Raw genomic sequence first — 19972 nt, 5'->3', positions numbered from 1 at the left:
AACAAAACCGTTCTCTCCCTAGGCATGATGGTTCCGAGTGAGATAACCTGACCGAACGGATTTTAAGGGCCAACCCCAACATCTTTGGGGTGATGCTCATGGAGATGAGGTACAGGCCCGAGGAACTCACGAGGCTCCCGAGGAGCGTGACCTACGAGAGGGGAAGGGTTGTCATGATCGACCAGACCCTCCTCCCGAGAGAGTTTAAGACGATAGAGCTCAGAACCATCGATGAGGTCGCCGAGGCTATCATTACCATGAAGGTTCGCGGTGCTCCGGCGATAGGTGCCGCTGCCGCCTTTGGATTGGCCCTCTACGCGGACACTTCCAACGCTAAAACAAAGGACGAGTTCATGGATGGGTTTTATTCGGCCTACGAGAGGCTCAAGAACACGAGACCTACAGCGGTGAACCTCTTCTGGGCGCTCAACAGGATAAAGGGTCTCGTAGAGGAGCATATGGAAGACAACCTCGACGAGATAAAGAGGCTCATAGTCGCGGAAGCGGGGAAGATAGCGGACGAAGATGTGGAAGCTAACCTCAGGATGGGTCACTACGGTGCCGAGGTTCTCCCTGAGGGGAACGTTCTAACCCACTGCAACGCGGGAAGCCTTGCAACGGTTCAGCTCGGAACCGTCGGTGCAGTTCTGAGGGTCATGCACCGCGATGGAACGCTGAAGCTCCTCTGGGTGGACGAGACGAGACCCGTCCTCCAGGGCGCGAGACTCTCAGCCTGGGAGTACCACTACGACGGCATTCTCCTAAAGCTCATAAGCGATAACATGGCGGGCTTCGTGATGCAACAGGGTAAAGTCGATGCCATCATCGTCGGCGCCGACAGGATAGTTGCCAACGGAGACTTCGCCAACAAGATAGGGACGTACAGCCTGGCGGTTCTCGCGAGGGAGCACGGGATTCCCTTCTTCACGGTCGCGCCGCTCTCGACGATAGACATGAGCCTCAAGAGCGGGAAGGAGATACCCATAGAGGAGCGCAAGCCCGAGGAGGTTCTCACCTGCGGCGGCTGCAAGATAGCTCCAGATGTGGACGTTTACAACCCCGCCTTTGACGTGACACCCCACAAGTACCTGACCGGGATAATCACCGACCAAGGTGTAGTGTGGCCGCCCTTCGAAAGGAATCTGAAAAAATTGTTCAAAGAATGAAAAGCCCTACCCTTTCATTTCTTCCATGGGCTCCTTAAGGGTCGGGACGGCGATATAGGCGTATATAATCTCGTTTTCACCGTAGTCCCTCTTGAAGATCAGGGAGGGCTGGAGGTAGCTCTGCCCTGAGTATCTGCCGCCGTCGTAGTAGCCGAAGGCCGCGGAGTAAACCGTTATGTCCGATGTGGTGAGGTTCCGCGAGTCGTCGAGCGTCTTCATCCTCGAAAAGGCCGTCTCTATGCCGTCGTTGGGCATCTCACCGGTGAGCTCCTTTAGGGGCTTCCAGTCGCGGTACAGGCCTATGAGGTTCCCCTCGTTGTCGAGGTAGACCACCATCATCGATCCCGGGCCGAGAACGGGGATGCCGTTTATCTTGCGCCGGTAGATGACCTCTGTGTCCTCTATCCTCGTCTCCCCGCTCCCGGTGGCGCTGTAGAGGTGTCTTATGTTGTAGAAGTATGCTTTATCCCTGGGATCAGAGGGCAGGAGGTTGTAGCGTTCGAGCACCTGGTCGGCTATCCTCCTCGCCTCATCATCGGTTAGGGAGTAATTCCCCTTGGAGAGCTTGAAGAGCCTCTCTGTGTCCTGGTAGAAGACTGCCCCCGATTTTTTGTAGACCTTCACCGCGTACCTTCCGTCGAAGACGCGGTAGTAGTTGCTCCTCTCCGTGACGTTCTTGGGTTCGACGTTGAAGGCCCTGGCCACGGTTATGGCGTACTCCCCGTTTACCTCCGGCCTGTCAAGAACGACCACGGGGCTCTTCTCGGGAATCTCTGGTAGAGTAGCGGTTATTTTGTAGCCGAACTCCTTCTCGAGCTCCTCCCTCGTTGGCGCTGGAGTTTTCGTTTGCGATGGAGGGGAACTCTCCGTGGGGGTCTCGCTCACCGTCTCGGTAACCGTATAGGTCGAGGTCGAGCTCTCGCTTATGGTCTCCGTCACCGTCTCCGTTTTCGTTGGGGTTTCGCTTCCCGATGTTCCGGGTGTTCCAAAGTTCTGAAGGGTGAAGTAGGCCGCCGCGATGAGCACGAGGATTAGAATTGCAGCAACAGCTCCCTTTCCCATCTTCCTCACCTCAGCAGCTGTCAAGCCCCCAGCAGTCAGTGTAACCAACCCACACCATTCTGGAGGGGTCTGCCTTTTCGTTCGGCACGTAAACGACCTCGCCCTCGCCAGGCAGATGGTCGTGGTCAAGAACGTACGGATTCACCGCCATCACTGCTGGCTTGTTGCAGCACGCCCAGTCCGTTGCCGCATCGAGCCACGCCTGCGCGAAGGTATCGCCGTCCTTGAGGTTGTCGGCGAAGTCCTCGCCGATTTCGATGGTTGTCCACCCAATCCACGCTACTCCATTGAAGCCCATTATCATGTGAAGGCCGTGGAAGGTCCCGTTCCATGCCTCCAGCCACTGATTATTTCCGTCGCTGTTCTCAAGGGAGTGGCAGGAGTAGAGTATCAGCCAGTCCAGGTCTTCGTCAAAGCGCAGGTACCAGCTTAGCATGCTACATGAGTCTTTCTTCACCCCAAAGGCTCCCGTGTACACCCAGGAGGAGACCCCACCTCTGGTTCCATTTGACATACCACCGTGTCCTCCGTAGAAGACCAGGTCAACGCTGTCCACGTAGAGGTCATCCTCCCCAAAAACTGTGCTGTTGTTCACCCACCTACTACAGTTCTTATCCCGGAACATGCGCTCGTAGGCGGCGCTCCACGAGCGGTCAAATTTCTTTACCCACCTCTCGGGGAGGTTGTTCCCAAAGCCGTGGACAATGTAGTATATATCCCCAATGTCGTGCTGCTCACATGGCGGCTCATAGTAGCCCACGGAGACAAGACCGTATTCATAGGGGTTGCAGTCGTCGCAGACGCCACCGCAGTCCACCCCCTCCTCATTCTGGTTGAGCACCATGTCGTTGCACCTGCCTACCAGCGTTGTTTCGTTTTCTATTGTGAGAAGATTCTCCTCGTCATAGGCGTAGGCGGTGACGGTGTACGCCCTTACTCCTCTCTCCGCCCTTATGTAATAGGTCTTGTTGAACTTGTACTGGAGCATGGGAGTGTCCTCAAGAACCTGAAAGTCCATGGGCGTGGAGTTGACATAGACCTGCATTCTGGTCAGTCTCTGGGGAAGGGAGTCGGCGGTGACCTCTATCGCGACAATGTCACCGATCGCTGGATGCTCCGGCTCAAATTTTATGGAAACTTTAGGAGGGTGGTATCCTCCGATGTGCACTCCATGGGTCTCCTCGGCGCTGTTGCCACCGTAATCGAGGGCCACGACCCTAATGACGTGGTCCCCATAGCTTTCCACCCTAAGCTCCTTCCTGTAATTCGTGTACCGGTAGTCATCCTCGGAGAAAAGCAGCTCCCCGTTCTCGTAAATCCTTATGCCTTTTATTCCATGGTTGTCCGTGATGCGGATTTCGCAGTCCTTGAAGTTCAACCCTTCCATCACCTCGGATATGATTATAGAGGGAGGAATTGTGTCGTTCGCAACAGCTCCGCTGGACTCCGTTACGTTGAGCTCCCCGGGGGAGTTGTAGTAGATGACCAGCTTGGGTGGATGGATGTTCTCCCTGCTCTCAAAATCGAAGAAGGCAGTGGTGGGGAGGTCGTCGGTGTATATCACGAAACCCTTGTTCGTGGGCATGCTGAGGCATGCTGGAGTGGGGCATCCAATGTAGGGCGTCGAGACCCAGTACTTCACCTCGTCACTCACGTCCCAGCAGTAGTACCTCTCCGTCCCGCGGTCGATCTTCAGGGAGGAGACGTTCTTTGCTATGGATGGACGGTTGTTCCATGTGACGCGCTCTTCACTCCATGAGTCGCCGGGCACCGCAACCCTCACATCGTAGGCGCTCACAAGGTCATTGCGAGCAGGCACCTGGTTTTTGAGGTAGATGCACATGTATGCGGCGGTTACGTTCGTGTCCTGCGGGATTTCGCTCAGGTTGAACCAAACGTAGGAGTACCAGAGGCCCCCGAACTCAGAGCCGTCGTAGCCCACACGGAGGTAGAATTCCTCCTCGAAGTTGTCCCGGGGGAGAGCCTCGGAGACGTAGGTGTCGGCGTCCGCTATGAGGGTAACGTTCCTGGAGTTGAGGATGGCCGGAGGAATGATGATTGGGGGAATGACGATCCCTGGAAAACCATCACTCAGGCCGAGGCCAGCAAGGGCCCCGAGAACCAAAAGGCCAACAACAAAGGCCGCAGCTTTCCGCATATTGTTCCCCTCCAAAACGACCGTTGGACGAAGAACCGAAAGTTTGGAAATGAATTTCAGTGATTAAGAATGGCTCGTGATTCCCAATGTAGGACAAGGTTAACTTTGTATAAATACGTTTTGTTATGTATGGCTTAAGCACTACGTTTTTTGCAGTTTAATCACTTGAAAGATGGCATAAGAGGGACTTTTCCAAAAGTTTGTATCAATCACAATGCTAACCATCAGAATGGGAAGAAGCGTTGAGAAGGCAGACCCAAACAAGGTAAGACCCACACTCCCAAAGGTCACTCTCAAGGGCAGAGGTTTCTGAAAGCACGGGGAGGCTGGGGATATCGGGGAGTTATTGGAAATGAACGAAACAAAAGAAAAGAGTGAAGAGCATCACTCCACCACGACCTCTTTCTCGCCCCCATCTTCAACCTCGTGGATTTTTCCTCCCTTCATAACCTCCCTTACTCCCAGTACGAGGAGAGCAAGGAAGAGATAGACTCCAGCGGCTCCTCCAAAGAGCACGCGGTAGGCCTCTTCCGTCGGGATTCTGATCTGGACGAAGGCCGGTGCCCTCGGAGGGTGGAAGAGAACGTAGTAGGTGCTCATCACCGTTCCCGCTATTGCCGGCCCCCAGGTTGAACCGAAGTTCCTGAAGAGGCTGTTGGAGCCTGTTGCCACGCCCATCATCCTCGGCGGGACTGAGAAGACCAGCACGTTGATGAGGGATATGTTCATTAGCGTTATGCCCGCCCCGATGAGGGATATCATGCCCACGAACTGCCCCAGGGAGAGCGTCGTCGCGTACTTCGACATGAATGCGAGGCCTGCGCTGGCGGTCAGGGCTCCGGTTACCGCTATGGGCTTTGCTCCCGTCTTCGGCATCAGCTTGCCCGCTATCGGGGCTATTACCAGCATCGTGAGGGCCATCGGCGTCATGAGGAGGCCGCTCTGGAGTATCGTCTTGCCGAAGCCGTACGGTGCCGGAAGCTGGAGGATGTAGGTGTTCGCCTGACTCATCATGGAGATTCCGAAGGCGGCGAACATTATGCCGAGGTTGACTATCGCGGGGTTTCTCGAGGAGATTATCTTAAGGGGCAGCAGCGGGTTTTCCACTCTCCTCTCCCAGAGGGCGAGGAGAACTGTACCGATTATACCCACCCCGAAGAGGGTTAGGGTTTCCCTTGCAGTCCAGCCGACGTTAGGGGCTCTCGTGACGCCCACGAGCAGGGGAACAACGGCGACCGTAAGAAGGAGCACTCCGACCCAGTCAATCTTTCCGGGGTTTATATAGCGGCTCTCCCGTAGTATCATCCAGGCGAGGAAAAACATCAGCACGGCGAAGGGCGCGGCCGAGTGGTACGTCCACCTCCACCCGTAGTTCTGAGTAACGTAGGCCCCAAGCGGGAGCGCTATGACCATACCGACGCCGAACATGGCGCTTATCATTCCCTGCACCTGAGGCACCATGCTCGGCGGGAACTCCTCACGGACGAGGGAGAAAGCGAGAGGGAAGATAGCCATTCCAAAGCCCTGGATGGCCCTCGTTACGAGCAGCCACTGGAAGCTCGGCGCGAAGCCGTTGAGGATGACGCCCGCTGTGTAGAATCCCAACGCTACCAGAAACATCCTCTTTTTCCCGTACATGTCGCCGAGCTTCCCGAAGAGGGCCACGCTGACCGTTCCGACGAGGAGATATATGGTCAGAACCCAGCTGACGTCGTTGGGGTTTATCGTGAACTCCTTCTGGATTGTGGGCAAAGCGGGCGTGAGCATTGCCTCGGTGTACATGATGAGGAGAGGCAACAGGACGACAACGAACATGGCTTTCTTCGCGTATGAGAGGTCGTATGTCTCACCCTTCTCGACAACCTGCATTTTTCATCACCGACCTATCGAACGATATATCAGTTTATAAGGTTGTTGGTTGGAAGTGAGCTGCGGAAGTGTGAAGGCCCATTCCCCTCAAGAACCCGAGCCTACACCGCCCCTTCTATGCTTTTTAAACTTTTCCGGCAAGGCTTAAATAATCTCCCGGCTAGTAGCCATCAGGTGGTGTGAATGAACTACGACGGGCTGAAGCCAGAGGTCAAGAACGCCTACGCACGCGTTAGAAGCCTTGACGACTACAGGTGGGACATCCTCGGGGAGGAACTCCTTGGGGTTCACAAGAAGAGCGAGCTTCCGGTGAGAATTAAGTTCGCCTCAACCAGGGAAGAGGCCGAGAAGCTCAGCGAGAGCAAAGAAGGCTACGGAATAGACATCGTGGTTGTTCCGAAGAGGGGCGTGTTCTACATCCAGAATGGAACCTTCATAGTCAGCATCAACTACCTCCGCTCTACCCTCGTTGACATAAACGACCACATAGTGTGGCACGGCTTCAAGGTGGTCGCGGACGACGGCAAGCTCATCCAGGAGGACTACTACGAATACCTCGGCGGCCTTATGGTAGATCACCTCCGCAACAACATGACCAGCGGGCAGGACTACGTGTTCTGGCAGTTCTACAAGTGCGAGAAGTGCGGTAAGTACGTTGACATAGACAGCGTGCCCGACCACATGGAGGAGCACGGGGTAAACATCGCGGACAGGAACGAGGAGCTCTACGAGGTCTTCGAACTCAACTTCATCAGGGGCAAGGTCTTCAATAAGTTCGGCAAGGAGGTCAAGGAGAGCGAGCTCAGCAAGGAGGCGAAGGCGTTCATAAAGGAGATGTTCAGGGGCATAACCCCAATGGAAGAGGAGTAGCTTCGATACCCTTTTATACCATTTGCGAAAACCCGCCATCAGGGGTGGCGGGGATGGAGGATATTCTCAACATACCTCAAGAGGATGTTATCATAAGCGTGATATATGACAAGTTCTCGGTGGCATGGGCAGTGGGTTTCGCCCTTCTGGTGAGGGGACTCAACGAAGGTGCCTTCGGGGTGATCTCCAACTACAACATCCCTGTGCAAAAGCTCGTCAAAAAGTTCGAGTTCCTGGGCTACAACCTTAAAGAGGCAATCCGAGAAGACAACGTCGCGGTGATAGACCTGTTTGGTTCCAAATACGGCAGGGATTGCTCCCTCAAGAACGTTTTTCTGCTCGACAGCGTTGACCCCGCGACCATAAACCCGAAGATATCCCGGATATACGAGAAGCTAAAGCCGAACCTGGAGGGCAGACAGATCATACGGCTCGTGTATACGCTGGATGGAGCGGCCCTCATGCTTGGAGAAGAGCCCACGTTAAGGCTCCTCAATCAAACTATCGCCCTCAGGAGAATTGATGCCCCCGACTCAACGTTGATACTCCTTGTTAACAAGGACGTCGTCTCTGAAAAAACCGTCGCATGGGTGGCAGGGATAAGCGATTACGTCTTCTTGGGGACGTCCGCGTTGCGTGAAAAGGGCATTGAGGAGAGACTGCACCTCATGATGTCCCCCGAAGAGGGGTTTGAGCCCACCACGTTCAAGCTAACGGTCTCAAAGGGGAGAAAAGTTGAAAGGTTGAGGGCCAGAAGGCTCAGCCCCTGAACTTCGGCCTCCTCGAGAGAAGCAGCGGGAGGGGCCTCGGCTTGTAGGGGAAGCCCTCCGTCTGGCTCCTTATCTCCCTTATGAGGTCCCCGAGCTGCATCTCAACCTGCTTTCCGTCGCTCCTCCTCCTGACGGTGATGGTGTTCTGCTCCTTCTCCCTCTCGCCAACGACGATGATGTAGGGAACCCACTCCTTCTCCGCCTTCCTTATCTTCTTCCTGAGCGTGTCGTTGGTGTCGTCAACGTCGGCCCGTATCTTAGCGCCCTCGAGCTTGCCCGCAACGTAGAGGGCGTAGTCAAGGTACTCCTCGCCGACGGGGATGACCCTAACCTGTATCGGGCTGAGCCAGAGCGGGAACATGGGCTTTATTCCCTTTGTCTGGAGCTTGGCCTGCTTCTCAAGGATGGCATACATTACCCTCTCTATGGCACCGCTCGGCGAGCAGTGGAGTATGAGCGGGAATCTCTCTTTACCCTCCTCGTCGTAGTAGGTTACTCCGTAGCGCTGGGCGTTTTCTACATCTATCTGCACCGTGCTTAGGGCCGCTGCCTTGTCGAGGTTGTCCACGAAGTTGAACTCGAACTTGAGTATGAAGTAGAAGAACCTCTGGTCCCACATCTCGATGAGGACGGGCTTGCCTATTATCTTCGCCAGCTCCACTATGAAGTCCTTGTTCTCATTCCAGAAGTCGCGCGTGAACCTTATGGCCACCTCGTAGTCCTCCGGAGTAAGTCCAACGCCCTTGAGGACCTCCATGCTGAGCTTGTACTGCTTCTTGAACTCGTCCATGGCCTGCTGCAGGTCCTTCGCCACCGTGTGCATATCGGGCATGGTGAAAGCCCTGAGCCTCCTCAAACCGGAGAGCTCTCCCCTCTTCTCCCTCCTGAAGGAGTAGCGGGTAAGCTCGTACATCCTAAGCGGAAGGTTGCGGTAGCTTATGGTGGCGTCCTTCTTCATCAGGAACTGGCCGAAACAGGCAGCAAAGCGGAGGAAGAACTTCTTGTCGCCGCTTTTAACGATGTACTGCCTGGCGGGAAAGCGGTTGAGGTAGCTCTTGAGCGCCGGGTGCTCGAAGTCGTACATGAGAGGCGTTTCGACCTCCATAGCCCCGTACTCAATGACCTTTTCGGTAACGTAGTTCTCAAGGAGGCTCTTGATCAGCCTTCCCTTTGGATAGTAGCGGAGGTTTCCGGGATCGCTTCCGGGTTCGTAGTCCACCAATTCCTGTTCGAGCATTATCCTCACATGGGGCGGCTCCTTCTCGGCCACGCGGCTCTTGCTTATCTCGTAGTTCGCAAACTTTCTAAGGTTCTCGTGGCCCGTGAAGTCGAACTTATCAACCTCCACAAGCTCTCCTTCGGGCGTGAGTATGTACCAGTAGCTGACGAGCTCCTCCTCCTTCTCGAGGGCGATGTTGCGCTCCTCGCTGCTGACGGCCTCTCCGCTCGGGACTACCGTCCTGCTGAGCTCGGCCAGCGGGTGGCCCTTACATGAGAGCTTGAAAGCCTTGTAGTAGCCGAAGGGGGCCCTCTTAACTTCGAAACCCTCCTCTCTGAGGCGCTCCTCAATCCTCTTGAGTATCTTCATGGCCACGTCCGGATTTGCCAGCTCACTGCTGAGGTGGGCGAAGGGGTAGACAAAAACCCTCTCGGCCTTCACCTGGCCGGCAACGTCCTTGATTTCCTTAACGGCCTTCTCAGCGACTTCATCAGGGTTCGTCTCGTCAACTTTCTCAACGCTCATAAAAACCGCGAGAACCTCGTCGAGCCTTCCCTTCTTCTGCTCCTCGCTTATCTCCTCCGGCTGTTTCAGGGCCTTTCCCTTAACCTCATACTCCAGATAATCGCTGTGAATCAACAGCATTCTCATACGTTACCACCGCCTCCATTTGGGTCAACTGATAAAAATACTTTTTGGAGGGCTTATAACCTTTGGCATCCCAAAAGCTTATTATTCTTCGTGAGGATGAACGAGGGGGGGTCGGCATGAAGCCTGAAACCAAGAGAAAAATCTACGCTGGAATCCTGATACTGACTCTAATCGCCCTCTTCTGGTATTCCTACCGCGAGGCCTCGAGCGAGGAACTTATGGATTACATAGGGGACGAGGTGTGGTACGTCCCCGCCGCGAGGAACCTCCTTCACGAGATGGGCATAAGCGTTCACTACGAGGACAACGGCAGCGTTGGAGTGAACCTCATATTCCCCGAGGGGCTCGACGAGAGCGCAGCCTACACCCTCAAGCTCAAAATATGGCGTATAGCCGAGGGGTACAACTACACGGAATACGTCCCCTACGAGAAGTTTCCGGCCGTTTACTACGAGATTCCGGCCGGGAAGTACGACGCGTTCCTCTCGAACGTATCCGGTTTGAACCTCACGGTGGTTCCTGGGTTTAAGTATCCCGACAAGGAGGACATCCACACCTACCAGAACCTTGAGCACCCCTACCTCGGCAAGGGCATAATCTCCCTAGGCATGCTCCTCAAGGATGAACCCATAATGTGGCGCCTCCCCGGCATAATAGAACACCTTATTATTGCCCTCCTCGTATTCCTGGCCGCTTACGAAATCGCCAGAAGCTACCTGGCCGCTTTCATAGCGTTCTTCTTCGTGGTGCTCGACCCACTCCTCTTCGCCACATCAATAACGGCCATGCTCGATATCCACGTGACCTTCTTCACGGCCCTGTTCGTCTACTTCCTCATCAGGGACGACCTGGGAAGCAGCGGGCTGTCCATAGGGTTGGCCGCTGCTGTAAAGCTAAACGGCGGCTTTCCCTACCCGGTGCTCGCGATAAAGCTGTGGCGCGAGAAGGGAATAAAGAAAGGCCTCTACGAGGGCTTCGTCCTTCCACTCTCGGCATTCATCCTCGCAAACCTGCCGGCCATGTACGCCGTAGGCCCCTACTGGTGGGGCAGGCAGTTCGTGGGGTCTTTCAAGTGGCATTTAAGCTTCAAGGGGGAGCATCCAGCGACCTCGCCCTTCTGGCAGTGGTTCATCAACATGAAGCCCTTCCCCTTCCACTACAACCCCGATATCTTCGCGCACACTGACCCGGTGCTCATGCTCCTCATGCTCGCGATGGTTCTGGCAATCCCCTACACCGCCAGGAAGAGGGGGAAGATACTCGTACCCTTCGGGGCGTTCTGGAGCATAATAGGCTTCTACGCCCTCCAGTGGATTCTTGGAGGGAAGACGCAGTTCAGCTTCTACGCAACGCCCCTAGTTCCCCCCGCCGCGGTGGCCGTTGGTGTTTTCCTCTACGAGGTCGTGAAGTGGGAGTACTTCGAGGAATCCCTCTGGATGTACTGGAGATGGCTTAAGGGCGCATTTCTAAACGTTGTGGCCCTCTTCAGGGGCAAAGAAAGTTTAATAAATACGGGAGAAGAGGAGAAAAAAGGCGATGATGACATCGGCACTGGCTGACCTGTGATTGGCGCTACCGGGCTGAGCTCTATGGAGGGAAGGAAGTGAGCGGGATTGGCGAAATACTCAGCGCAGCACTGTTAATGACCATAATGATAGACCCGAGCGATAAGATACTCCTGGTTACCCTCCTCAAAGAGGACTTCCACATAGAGGACATAAAGACCCTCATAGTCAGGGCGAACCTCATCGGCCTTCTCCTCCTCGTCCTCTTCGCCGTTGCCGGAAAGATAATCCTCCAGGACATATTCCACATCGAGGTGGACGCTCTCCGCGTTGCCGGAGGCTTCGTCCTCTTCAAGATAGGTCTCGAGGCCCTCGAGGGCGGTGGAATGGTCACGCTGAAGAAGGAGAAGAACATACTGGCCCTGGCGGCTGTCCCCGTGGCGACTCCACTTATAGCCGGGCCGGCTGCTATAACAACCGCCATCACCCTGACCGCTGAAAGCGGGATAGTCGTCTCAACGGCGGCCACCTTCATAGCGATAGCCCTCACGGCGACCATAATGTTCCTCACGCTCTACCTTAGCGAGAACGTGAGCAAAACGACCCTTGGAGTCTTCATAAGGATAATAGGTCTCTTCACGATGGCGATAGGGGCGCAGATGATGATAAGCGGGGCGGGCGGCATTTTGATTAAGATTTTCCAGGCTGGCTCTCCCTAACCGCCTCGTAGAGCACCGTCCTTCCATCCAGCTTTAACGTCACCCTCGCGTAGGTGGAGTCCTTTGATATTTCTCCCATCGCATCGTAGAACTCCCGGGCATCTTCCTCGCTCGCCCATACCGTCTTCCAGAGGAGAACCTCGCTCCCGTTGGTGAAGAGGATTAACTTATCTCCCCTCCACCCTTCAGCAACCCTCCAGCCCGTCTCGTTTCCAAGGTGGCCGCTCACGAGGAGGTAGATGTAGAACTCGCCCATGGTGTCCTCGTGGATGACCTGCCCATCCGCTTCGAGCTCAACGTGAACGGGGAGCGTATAATTGAGGTAGAGCTCGGGGTGCATCACCTGCGCCGTTGAGAGGGGTCTTTTTGAATAGGCGGAGTTCACGAGCTCCCAGCCGCCTTTGTCGTAGAGGTACTCCACAAAGCGGTCGCCGAAGACGTAGGGGAAGTAGTGGAGCTCCACAGGGAGGTCCCTAAAGGAAAAAGAGGTTATCTTCTCGATTTTTATGCCATGAAGGCGGCAGTAGGTGTCCGCAACAAGATCTGCATCCCCCTCCACGAGGGCCTGCATTGCGAGCCTCTCATCCAGCGTGTTCCCGTAGGAGGGGTCGAAGTACTGCTTCTGGAGGACGTGGGTTAGCTCGTGGGCTATGACACGGTAGGCCGTATCACCGGTCTCCCTGAAGTTCTCCTCTATGATGTAAAGGGTGTTGCCGGATGTGGCCGCTATCCAGCCCGCTGTCGCCCTTTGCTCCCCCTTGATTAGGCTGTAGTCCGGAGATACAAGGAGGGTAAGCTTGTAGATTTCCTCCCACGCCATGAGCTCAGGGCTCGGTTTCGAGGGGGCCCACTTCCTAAGTGCCTCCTCCTTCGTGAGAACCACGACCCGGGGCTCCTGCCTGAACGTGAGGTTTCTTATGTCCTCAACGTCCTTCTCTATTGCCTTTACACTTGAGAGAACGTCCTCAGGGGCGTTGCTCGCGTAAAAGTTAACGTATGAGAAGTAGCCTCCCAGGAGCACAAAAACTAGAAGGAGGGCAAGGAGTGCCCTTTTTCTCATGCTATCACTCCTTGAACTCGACGAACTCCTCCTTCATGCCGTCTTTGGTGATGACCACCACCTGGACCTTCCTGTGGCCGGTGTAAACGTCCCTCTTTCCGGCCGTCCTTACGGCTCTAACGGCGAGTTCCCTGGCCTCCTCGATGCTCATGTCCTCCCTATACCCGTCCTCGAGGACGGCTATCGCGAAGGGACTTCCTGAGCCTGTTGCGGTGTAGTCATCGAAGACGAGGCCTCCGAGGGGGTCGAGGTTGGCCAGGGTCGGCTCGTCAACGTAGCCACCTATGATGATCTGCACGAGGTAGGGGAAGAACTTGTTCTCGTTGAGTATGTTGCTGAGCAGGTTGGCCATTGCCCTGGTGCTCATCGGCTTGTGCCATGTGAACTGGTAGTAGCGCGCCTCCGCCTCGAGCATCCTCGCGAGGGCCTGAACGTCTCCAACGCTCCCCGCGGTCGTTATGGCAATCCTGTCGGTTATCGGCACGATTTTCTTTATGTTGAGCGTCTCAACCATGTGATCAAGGGAAGCCTGAGTGTCAGCGGCCAGAACAACGCCCTCCTTAACCTTAATTCCTACGGTTGTGGTACCGGTCTTTTTGGTCTCCATTTCGATCACCCCTGATATGAGAAAGAGGCGATGACTTTTAACTCTATTGGGTGATGAGAGGGGGCAAAGAAATGACTAACCGGGCAAGGGAAACACGGGGAACGGTTTAAGCTCACTGTTCGTTGAGGAGCATGTCCTTGCAGCTCTCGCAGACCCAGAGTTCCCTCCCCTCGTGAATGACCTTCTCGAGGGGCTTGTACTGTCCGCAGACTTCGCAGTAGCCGTAGAATTCGGGCTCAACGTTCTCGACCTCTTCTTCCTCCTCTTCGTGGCTGTTTATCGCCGAGAGCACATCAACGGCCAGGAGAAACCCGATGGGCTTGCCGAGCTTGGTTACTATGACGCGCCTTATGCCCTTCTCGATCATGAGCTCCGCGGCGTCGCTTATGTCCTCGTCGTACTCGATTGTGTAGGGCTTGGGGGTCATTATCTCCTCAACCTTCACCTCGCGAGGGTTCCTGCCCTTGGCAACAACCTTATTGAGTATGTCCCTGTCCGTGATTATGCCCACTATGTCGTCCCTTTTCATGACGATGGCGCTGCCGACCTGGGCCCTCGAGAGTTTTTTCGCGACCTTATCAACTGTATCACTGGGCCTAACGACAACGGGCTTTCTCTTCAGCACCTGCTCCACAGTGATTCCTGAAGCCATTGAAATCCCTCCCAAATTTCACACTTGGGGGTTGGGAGGCAATTCTTAAAAACGTTTCGAGCTCAGAGGTTCCTGCGCGATAGGTAATAGTGAAGCAACAATGCTATGACAATGAATGCCAGCAATGCCCCCACAAACGCCTGTACACGGGGTTCAGACGCGGCTTTCTGTGTCACAGTGTAAAGGCTTGTTGTCGTGTTGGGCACCATGGGGAGCGCCTTTGAAGCGTTATCAACACCCACCTGGGCCGTCGTCATGGTCTCGAATTCCCGGGATGGAGGTGCTGAGGCTGCACCGAAGCCCCCGGCCAGCGCGCGGTAAACGGCGTAGCTTATGAGCCCCGCTATGGAGAGACTTATCACCTGTATCTTCTCTATCGTGCGGAGGAGGCGCTTCTTAAAGGAAGTTTTGGCGGGGAGAAGGAGGATTGGTCTTGGGGAGGCGCGGTAGAGCTTAACCTCCTGGAGCCGCTTGCCGTAGCGCTTTCCAACGACCTCAACGAGGCCAACACGGGACATCTTGTCCAGGTGATAGACCACGGTAGACAGGGGCATCCCGAGCTTTTCCGATATCTCGGAGGCGGAATAGGATTTCTCCTGGAGGAGACGGAGAATAGCGATGGCCTTATCGTTAACGATTATCTGGGCGAGCTCCTTCGCCTTCTCATCGCCAACGTCTATCGTCTCGAACTCGACCATGGATACCCCAAGTATAGTGGGAGGGAAACCTATTAAAACTTTTCACGGCTTCAAGTTGGCTTAAAGTGAAGGTTAAAAGGAGAGAAAAGCTAAATTTTACCAATTTACGGCTTCTCGAGAACGATCTCGATGGTTGAGGTGTTCGCGGTCCTACCGTCGGCGGTCGGAAGCTCCTCGGTGCCGATCTTGATCTCCTTGACCCTGACCTCTGGGAGGAACCTGTTCCTGACGATCTCTGCGACGTCAACGGCCCTGCTGATGGCCCTACCGCGAGCCTTCACGGTGACTTCCTTGGCACCCTCGTTGAACTGGGTTATAACGGCCAGGACGTAGTTCATAACAGGCTTCTTTCCTATGTAGACAACATGCTCCTCTGCCATCTTTGGCACCTCCGAAGTTTGTCATAGCCTAATCGCGGCTTTCGTGTTAAATACTTTTCGGTTTATCCTTTGGTTTTGTTAGGATAATGGCCAAGGCGGCTGTGGGCCGGGCCGTTGACACGCTCAAGCCACCCAAAGGGGAAAAAGAAAAGTGTCACTCAATGAGGAAGCCGGCCGCCTTGTCAATATCGTTCCGATAAGCCCTGAGGTATCGTCTGCAAGCGTTCTCCCACGTGAAAATTCCCGTGCGGGCCTTGCCGTTCTCCCGGAGCAGCCTTATCTTCTCCACGTCGTCCCTGAGGTGCACCGCCTTCCTCATGGCCTCCGCAAGGGCTTCCGCATCCCTGGGCGGCACAAGGATTCCCGTGGCTCCCTCCCGTTCCAGGGGCACTATCGTGTCCTTTATCCCTCCCACGGCGGAGCCTATCGGGATGGCCCCGAGGCACATGGCCTCCATCTGAACGAGGCCAAAGGGCTCGAAGTAGGACGGAACGATGGTGAAGTCCACACTGCCGTAGAGCTCCCTAACGAACTCCCTGCTCAGCATCTCCGTGATTACCTTGACGTTGGAATACCTCCCCTCGAGGGAGCGCGCCATACCCTCCAGCTCGGGGTCGCCTTTCCCTATTATGAGGAAGCAGGCCTTTGAGAACTCCTCGGGATAGCGCTCCGCGAACACTTCAATCGCCCTCAGGAGAGTGTCAACGCCCTTCTGCCCCCTGTCGAAGCGCCCTATGAACATGAAGGCGACGCCGTCCTCAAGGCCGAGTTCTTTAAGCATCACCTTTCTGCGCTCGTGCCTCGGCAGGTCTGCGTTCTTGAGAAGGTTCTCATTCCAGAAGGAGCAGTCAATGCCGTTGAAGACGTGCGTTGCCTTGCCCTCGAAGTTCCTGAAAAAGTCCCACTCCTCCAGGAGGTAGCTCCTGCTCACCGTCGTGACGACGTCCGCTATGTAGGCTCCAACGTACTCGGGGTCAATGTCGGGGTACGGCGCTAATTCACCGAGGTTAGCCTCGTGGAAGTAGTGGGCGGGAACCTTTGCCTTGTTGAGGCGGTGAATCGTGAAGACCGCCGGGAGCTGGAAGTACTTCTTCAGAAGCGCCCCCGCAAAGACGGTGTGCCAGTCGTGGAAGTGGAGCACGTCGGGCTTTCCTTCCTCCTCGATGAGCCTGTTTAGCAGCCCCACGCTCGCCTTCCCGAAGTGCACCGCCTTCTCGAGGAGTCCTTCCCATCCCGGGCCGTAAACATCGGGGTTGTCAAGGAGGGGGTCGCTGAGGGCAAATACCCTAACGCCGTTCTGGGACCTCTCGTAGGCGGTTACCTCCACGGTACCACCTTTAACATCCATCTTGAACCTCGCGAGGGGCTCCCCCTCCACGTGGCCGTGGCTGGGGGTGAAGACGAGCACCTCGTTGCCAAGCTTCGCGAGCGTTTCCGCTATGCTGGTTATGGCCTCCGCCAAACCTCCCACCTTGACGGGGAGGTACTCGAAGCCGAGTATGAGTATCCTCATACGTATCCCTCAGTCAATGAGTATGAACTTCTCACCCTCAATGTCCTCGAAATAGCTTCCGAGCCCTCCGACCTTCCATTCTCCTTCCCTGCCCCTTACGAGGACGCTGGCCGTCAGAGGAGTGTACTCGTATTCCACAACCTCACCGTCTATCGTGATTTCCTCCTTGTCCTCCACCGTTCTTCCCGCCACCTCTATGCGCCTCGGCAGGGTGGTCTGCTTGAGAACGGTTATGAGCGTCCTTATGTTGACAAGCTCCAGGGGCTTCTTTAGTCTATCGTACTCGAGGGGCTTGATCAGCTCGCTGTTGTCAAAGTACATCGTGTAGAACCAGTGCATGTAGTTCTGGATGAGCTTCGCGGACTTGCCCCAGAAGGAATAGAACTTCTCCCTTCTCCTGTCCTTCGGAAGGGCGCCGAAGAAGAGCGCATACTCCACATCACCTATGATCCAGCTGGCCATGAGCCACGGTGCCCCTCCGCTCCGGGCGAGTATGATGTTCTCCCCCTTGAGCCACTCGGGCACTTCCTCGAAGTTGCTGATGATTATGAAGAGCACGTCCTTGCGCTTCTTTATCTCCTCCCTCAGGAGGGACAGGAACTCGAAGGGAGTGTTTATGAGAACCTCGTAGCGGGCACTCCGTATAATGTACTCCGCCCTCTCGACGGTGTTCTCGAAGCCGTGTATCGTCCATATCTCCGGCAAATCCTCGCCGTGAACCGTTTTGTAGAGCTCGACGAACATCTCCTTTAGCCTGTCAATGTCGTTAACCAGGTCTTCCTTTATCTTTTCAAGCACGAGTTCCGGATTCACGGGCTTGTAGAGCCTCGGGGTGCCGGGCATCATGTCCACAAAGCCCTTCCTGTGAAGGGAGCTCAGGACGTCGTACACCCTCGTGTGGGGTATCCCGCTCTCCTTCGTGATGTCCGTAGCCTTGCTCGGGCCGAGCTTCAGCAGGGTTATGTAGGCGAGGCTCTCGTATTTAGTGAGTCCCAGCTTCTGGAGTTTTTCGATTATCTCCTCTTCGTTCATTTTCATTCCCCCAAACTTTATATTCACTCCTGCGAGTTTAAACATTGGGAGTGATACTACACTATAGGTGGTGTTTAATATGTATAAAACTTTCGGCTTTGTTCACGATGACGTCTTCGGAAGACTGGCCCGGGTTGAGTTTTCCCTGCCGGCCGATGGGGATTACGCCTACCTCATCGGAAGTTTCAACGCCTTCAACGAAGGCTCCTTCAGGATGAGGAGGGAGGGGGAGCGGTGGAGGATTGAGGTTCTCCTGCCCGAGGGGCGCTGGCACTACGCCTTCTCCGTGGGGGGAGAGTTTACCCCTGACCCCGAAAACCCCCTTCGGGAGCGGTACGTGAGGCCCTCCTACAAGTTCGACCGCGAAACGAGCGTGGCCGTTGTTGCAGGGGGGGAGGCTCTCTTCCACGCCCCGTCGCTCACGTACCTCTACTCAATCGCCGGCAGAACCCACGTGGTTCTGAGAGCCAGGAAGGGGCTCGTGAAGAAAGCGTACCTCCTCGACGGCGGGAGGGTTGAAATGAGGAGAAAGGCCAGCGATGGGCTCTTTGATTACTTCGAGGCGGTACTGGAGGGAGCGGATGAGTTTAGCTACTCCTTCGAAGCCCTTACAAAGGAGGGGACGGTGGAGTACGGGCCATTCACCGCCGCACCGGGAAGGCTTGAGGTTCCGGGGTGGGCCTTTGAGAGCGTCTTTTACCAGATAATGCCCGACCGCTTTGCCAAGGGCTTCGAAAAGTCCAGCCTCACCCCGGGAGAAAGGTTCCACGGCGGAGACCTGCGGGGGATAGTGGAGCACCTCAACCATTTGGAGGGGCTCGGAGTCAATGCACTCTACCTGACGCCCATCTTCGTCTCCAGAACATATCACGGCTACGACATAGAGGACTACTTCCACGTTGGGGAGCAGTTTGGCGGGGACGAGACCTTTGAGGAGCTCGTGAGGGTCCTCCGGGAGAGGGGAATGAAGCTCGTTCTGGACGGTGTGTTCCACCACACGAGCTTCTTCCACCCCTACTTCCAGGACGTGGTAGCCAAGGGGGAGAAAAGCGAATACCGCGACTTCTACCGCATTAAGGGCTTTCCAGCTCTACCAGAGGGCTTCCTTGAGGTGCTCAACTCAAGCCTACCCTGGGTGGAGAAGTACAGAAAGCTGAAGGAATTCGAGTGGAACTACGAGTCCTTCTTCTCCGTGTGGCTCATGCCGAGGCTTAACCACGACAATCCGAGGGTGAAGAAGTTTGTAAGGGACGTTCTGGTGCACTGGCTTGAGAGGGGGGCGGACGGCTTCAGGCTTGACGTCGCCCACGGCGTCCCCCCTGATTTCTGGCGCGATGTCCTCGAGGGGCTTGAGGGGAAAGCGTACCTCTTTGGAGAGGTCATGGACGACCCGTCCCTTTTCCTCGGCCCCTTCCACGGGACGATGAACTACCCACTCTACGAGCTGCTCCTGCGGTTCTTCGCGGGCGGTATGAGAGCAGAAGAGTTCCTCAACGGCATCGAGCTTTTAAGCGCGCGCTACGGGCCCTTTGAGTACGTCATGTACAACTTCCTCGACAACCACGACATTGACCGCTTCCTCCATATAGCGGGGAGGGAAAGATACCTCTGCGCCCTCGCCTTCCTCATGACGTACAGGGGGATCCCCTCGCTCTTCTATGGGGATGAGATTGGCCTTGACCACTTTGATGCGCCGTTCATGGAGCGCTCGAGGAAGCCCATGGAGTGGAACGAGGAGAGGTGGGACAGGGAGATACTGAACACGACCCGGGAGCTCATAAAACTCAGACGGAAAAGCAGGGCCCTTCAGGTCGGGGAGTTTGTACCCATCGTTGCCAGTGGGGGTGTCATTGTCTACGAACGCCACCACGATGGCGAGAGGGTAATCGTTGGGATAAACGTTTCAGATAGGGCCTTCGAAATTGAACTTCCGACGAATTTTATCCCTGTAGTTGGGCACGCCGATGGAAAATCACTGCCCCCTCGGTCGTTCTTTGTGGGACGTTGGGGGGAGTGAGACCCTCCCATCCCATTTATGTTC

The 19972-nt window shown here is 55.5% G+C and carries 17 protein-coding genes; 6 read left to right on the top strand and 11 right to left on the bottom strand.

All coding sequences use genetic code 11. The features are described 5' to 3' along the window. Positions 1-98: 98 nt before the first annotated feature. Positions 99-1166: an S-methyl-5-thioribose-1-phosphate isomerase gene (gene mtnA / locus PFER_RS10980; protein ID WP_048152262.1), complete on the top strand. Its 1068-nt coding sequence runs from the start codon at positions 99-101 to the stop codon at positions 1164-1166. A 6-nt stretch (positions 1167-1172) separates the two neighbouring features. Here mtnA and PFER_RS10975 read toward each other — a convergent pair whose 3' ends face one another. From PFER_RS10975 to PFER_RS10965, 3 genes are all read right to left on the bottom strand, one after another. Continuing rightward, positions 1173-2228: a hypothetical protein gene (locus PFER_RS10975; RefSeq protein ID WP_048152260.1), complete on the bottom strand. Its 1056-nt coding sequence runs from the start codon at positions 2226-2228 to the stop codon at positions 1173-1175. Between the two features lie 10 nt (positions 2229-2238). Continuing rightward, entirely contained in the window at positions 2239-4386 is a 2148-nt protein-coding gene (locus tag PFER_RS11935) for a DUF6345 domain-containing protein (protein ID WP_052696237.1), read from the bottom strand. Positions 4387-4770: 384 nt separating this feature from the next. Beyond that, the gene (locus PFER_RS10965) at positions 4771-6255 is read right to left on the bottom strand and encodes an MFS transporter (RefSeq protein ID WP_048152256.1); all 1485 of its coding nucleotides are present in this window, start codon (positions 6253-6255) and stop codon (positions 4771-4773) included. A 183-nt stretch (positions 6256-6438) separates the two neighbouring features. On the opposite strand from PFER_RS10965, the gene PFER_RS10960 reads away from it, so the two are divergent. Continuing rightward, the gene (locus tag PFER_RS10960) at positions 6439-7125 is read left to right on the top strand and encodes a TBP-interacting protein (RefSeq protein ID WP_048152253.1); all 687 of its coding nucleotides are present in this window, start codon (positions 6439-6441) and stop codon (positions 7123-7125) included. A 53-nt stretch (positions 7126-7178) separates the two neighbouring features. Beyond that, positions 7179-7895 (top strand): hypothetical protein, encoded by a 717-nt coding sequence (locus PFER_RS10955; protein ID WP_048152251.1) that lies wholly within the window; start codon positions 7179-7181, stop codon positions 7893-7895. Here the strand turns inward: PFER_RS10955 and PFER_RS10950 are convergent. Beyond that, positions 7885-9765 (bottom strand): threonine--tRNA ligase, encoded by a 1881-nt coding sequence (locus PFER_RS10950; RefSeq protein WP_048152247.1) that lies wholly within the window; start codon positions 9763-9765, stop codon positions 7885-7887. The two genes, PFER_RS10955 and PFER_RS10950, sit on opposite strands and share 11 nt — an antisense overlap. Positions 9766-9881: 116 nt before the next feature. Here PFER_RS10950 and PFER_RS10945 point away from each other — a divergent pair, with 116 nt between their 5' ends. Both PFER_RS10945 and PFER_RS10940 read left to right on the top strand, forming a co-directional pair. Beyond that, on the top strand, positions 9882-11324 hold the full coding sequence (locus tag PFER_RS10945) for a phospholipid carrier-dependent glycosyltransferase (RefSeq protein ID WP_048152244.1): 1443 nt from the start codon (positions 9882-9884) through the stop codon (positions 11322-11324). Positions 11325-11368: 44 nt separating this feature from the next. Further along, positions 11369-11989 carry a MarC family protein gene (locus tag PFER_RS10940; protein ID WP_281175730.1) on the top strand — a complete coding sequence of 207 codons (621 nt, stop codon included), beginning with the start codon at positions 11369-11371 and terminating at the stop codon, positions 11987-11989. On the opposite strand, the gene PFER_RS10935 is transcribed toward PFER_RS10940, so the two are convergent. The 7 genes from PFER_RS10935 to trmBL1 all read right to left on the bottom strand — a co-directional run bounded on the left by PFER_RS10935 (position 11961) and on the right by trmBL1 (position 17931). Continuing rightward, complete coding sequence (locus PFER_RS10935) at positions 11961-13049, bottom strand: eCIS core domain-containing protein (RefSeq protein WP_048152241.1); 1089 nt, start codon at positions 13047-13049, stop codon at positions 11961-11963. The genes PFER_RS10940 and PFER_RS10935 overlap by 29 nt on opposite strands. A 4-nt stretch (positions 13050-13053) precedes the next feature. Further along, positions 13054-13656 (bottom strand): archaeal proteasome endopeptidase complex subunit beta, encoded by a 603-nt coding sequence (gene psmB, locus PFER_RS10930; RefSeq protein ID WP_048152238.1) that lies wholly within the window; start codon positions 13654-13656, stop codon positions 13054-13056. 112 nt (positions 13657-13768) lie between these two features. Next, positions 13769-14308 (bottom strand): CBS domain-containing protein, encoded by a 540-nt coding sequence (locus PFER_RS10925; protein ID WP_048152236.1) that lies wholly within the window; start codon positions 14306-14308, stop codon positions 13769-13771. A 62-nt stretch (positions 14309-14370) separates the two neighbouring features. Then, complete coding sequence (locus PFER_RS10920) at positions 14371-15006, bottom strand: ArsR/SmtB family transcription factor (protein ID WP_048152233.1); 636 nt, start codon at positions 15004-15006, stop codon at positions 14371-14373. Positions 15007-15110: 104 nt separating this feature from the next. Then, positions 15111-15386, bottom strand: coding sequence for a DNA-binding protein Alba (gene albA, locus PFER_RS10915; protein WP_010477671.1), 276 nt, complete (start codon positions 15384-15386; stop codon positions 15111-15113). Between the two features lie 154 nt (positions 15387-15540). After that, positions 15541-16899 carry a glycogen/starch synthase gene (locus tag PFER_RS10910; protein ID WP_048152231.1) on the bottom strand — a complete coding sequence of 453 codons (1359 nt, stop codon included), beginning with the start codon at positions 16897-16899 and terminating at the stop codon, positions 15541-15543. Between the two features lie 9 nt (positions 16900-16908). Then, entirely contained in the window at positions 16909-17931 is a 1023-nt protein-coding gene (gene trmBL1, locus PFER_RS10905) for an HTH-type sugar sensing transcriptional regulator TrmBL1 (RefSeq protein ID WP_048152228.1), read from the bottom strand. 79 nt (positions 17932-18010) lie between these two features. On the opposite strand from trmBL1, the gene PFER_RS10900 reads away from it, so the two are divergent. Then, positions 18011-19948 (top strand): alpha amylase N-terminal ig-like domain-containing protein, encoded by a 1938-nt coding sequence (locus PFER_RS10900; RefSeq protein WP_048152227.1) that lies wholly within the window; start codon positions 18011-18013, stop codon positions 19946-19948. Positions 19949-19972 lie beyond the last annotated feature (24 nt).

This window comes from Palaeococcus ferrophilus DSM 13482 (assembly GCF_000966265.1).
GTDB lineage: Archaea > Methanobacteriota_B > Thermococci > Thermococcales > Thermococcaceae > Palaeococcus > Palaeococcus ferrophilus.
This window is presented reverse-complemented; position numbering and strand designations above follow the sequence as displayed.

Bases quoted from the DNA above. Each gene is read 5' to 3' on its own strand.
- PFER_RS10900 (WP_048152227.1), top strand. From the start codon at position 18,011: ATGTATAAAACTTTCGGCTTTGTTCACGATGACGTCTTCGGAAGACTG.
- PFER_RS10950 (WP_048152247.1), bottom strand. From the start codon at position 9,765: ATGAGAATGCTGTTGATTCACAGCGATTATCTGGAGTATGAGGTTAAG.
- PFER_RS10965 (WP_048152256.1), bottom strand. From the start codon at position 6,255: ATGCAGGTTGTCGAGAAGGGTGAGACATACGACCTCTCATACGCGAAG.
- PFER_RS11935 (WP_052696237.1), bottom strand. From the start codon at position 4,386: ATGCGGAAAGCTGCGGCCTTTGTTGTTGGCCTTTTGGTTCTCGGGGCC.
- PFER_RS10945 (WP_048152244.1), top strand. From the start codon at position 9,882: ATGAAGCCTGAAACCAAGAGAAAAATCTACGCTGGAATCCTGATACTG.
- PFER_RS10910 (WP_048152231.1), bottom strand. From the start codon at position 16,899: ATGAGGATACTCATACTCGGCTTCGAGTACCTCCCCGTCAAGGTGGGA.
- PFER_RS10960 (WP_048152253.1), top strand. From the start codon at position 6,439: ATGAACTACGACGGGCTGAAGCCAGAGGTCAAGAACGCCTACGCACGC.
- mtnA (WP_048152262.1), top strand. From the start codon at position 99: ATGGAGATGAGGTACAGGCCCGAGGAACTCACGAGGCTCCCGAGGAGC.
- PFER_RS10920 (WP_048152233.1), bottom strand. From the start codon at position 15,006: ATGGTCGAGTTCGAGACGATAGACGTTGGCGATGAGAAGGCGAAGGAG.
- albA (WP_010477671.1), bottom strand. From the start codon at position 15,386: ATGGCAGAGGAGCATGTTGTCTACATAGGAAAGAAGCCTGTTATGAAC.
- PFER_RS10975 (WP_048152260.1), bottom strand. From the start codon at position 2,228: ATGGGAAAGGGAGCTGTTGCTGCAATTCTAATCCTCGTGCTCATCGCG.
- PFER_RS10935 (WP_048152241.1), bottom strand. From the start codon at position 13,049: ATGAGAAAAAGGGCACTCCTTGCCCTCCTTCTAGTTTTTGTGCTCCTG.
- PFER_RS10925 (WP_048152236.1), bottom strand. From the start codon at position 14,308: ATGGCTTCAGGAATCACTGTGGAGCAGGTGCTGAAGAGAAAGCCCGTT.
- psmB (WP_048152238.1), bottom strand. From the start codon at position 13,656: ATGGAGACCAAAAAGACCGGTACCACAACCGTAGGAATTAAGGTTAAG.
- PFER_RS10955 (WP_048152251.1), top strand. From the start codon at position 7,179: ATGGAGGATATTCTCAACATACCTCAAGAGGATGTTATCATAAGCGTG.
- trmBL1 (WP_048152228.1), bottom strand. From the start codon at position 17,931: ATGAACGAAGAGGAGATAATCGAAAAACTCCAGAAGCTGGGACTCACT.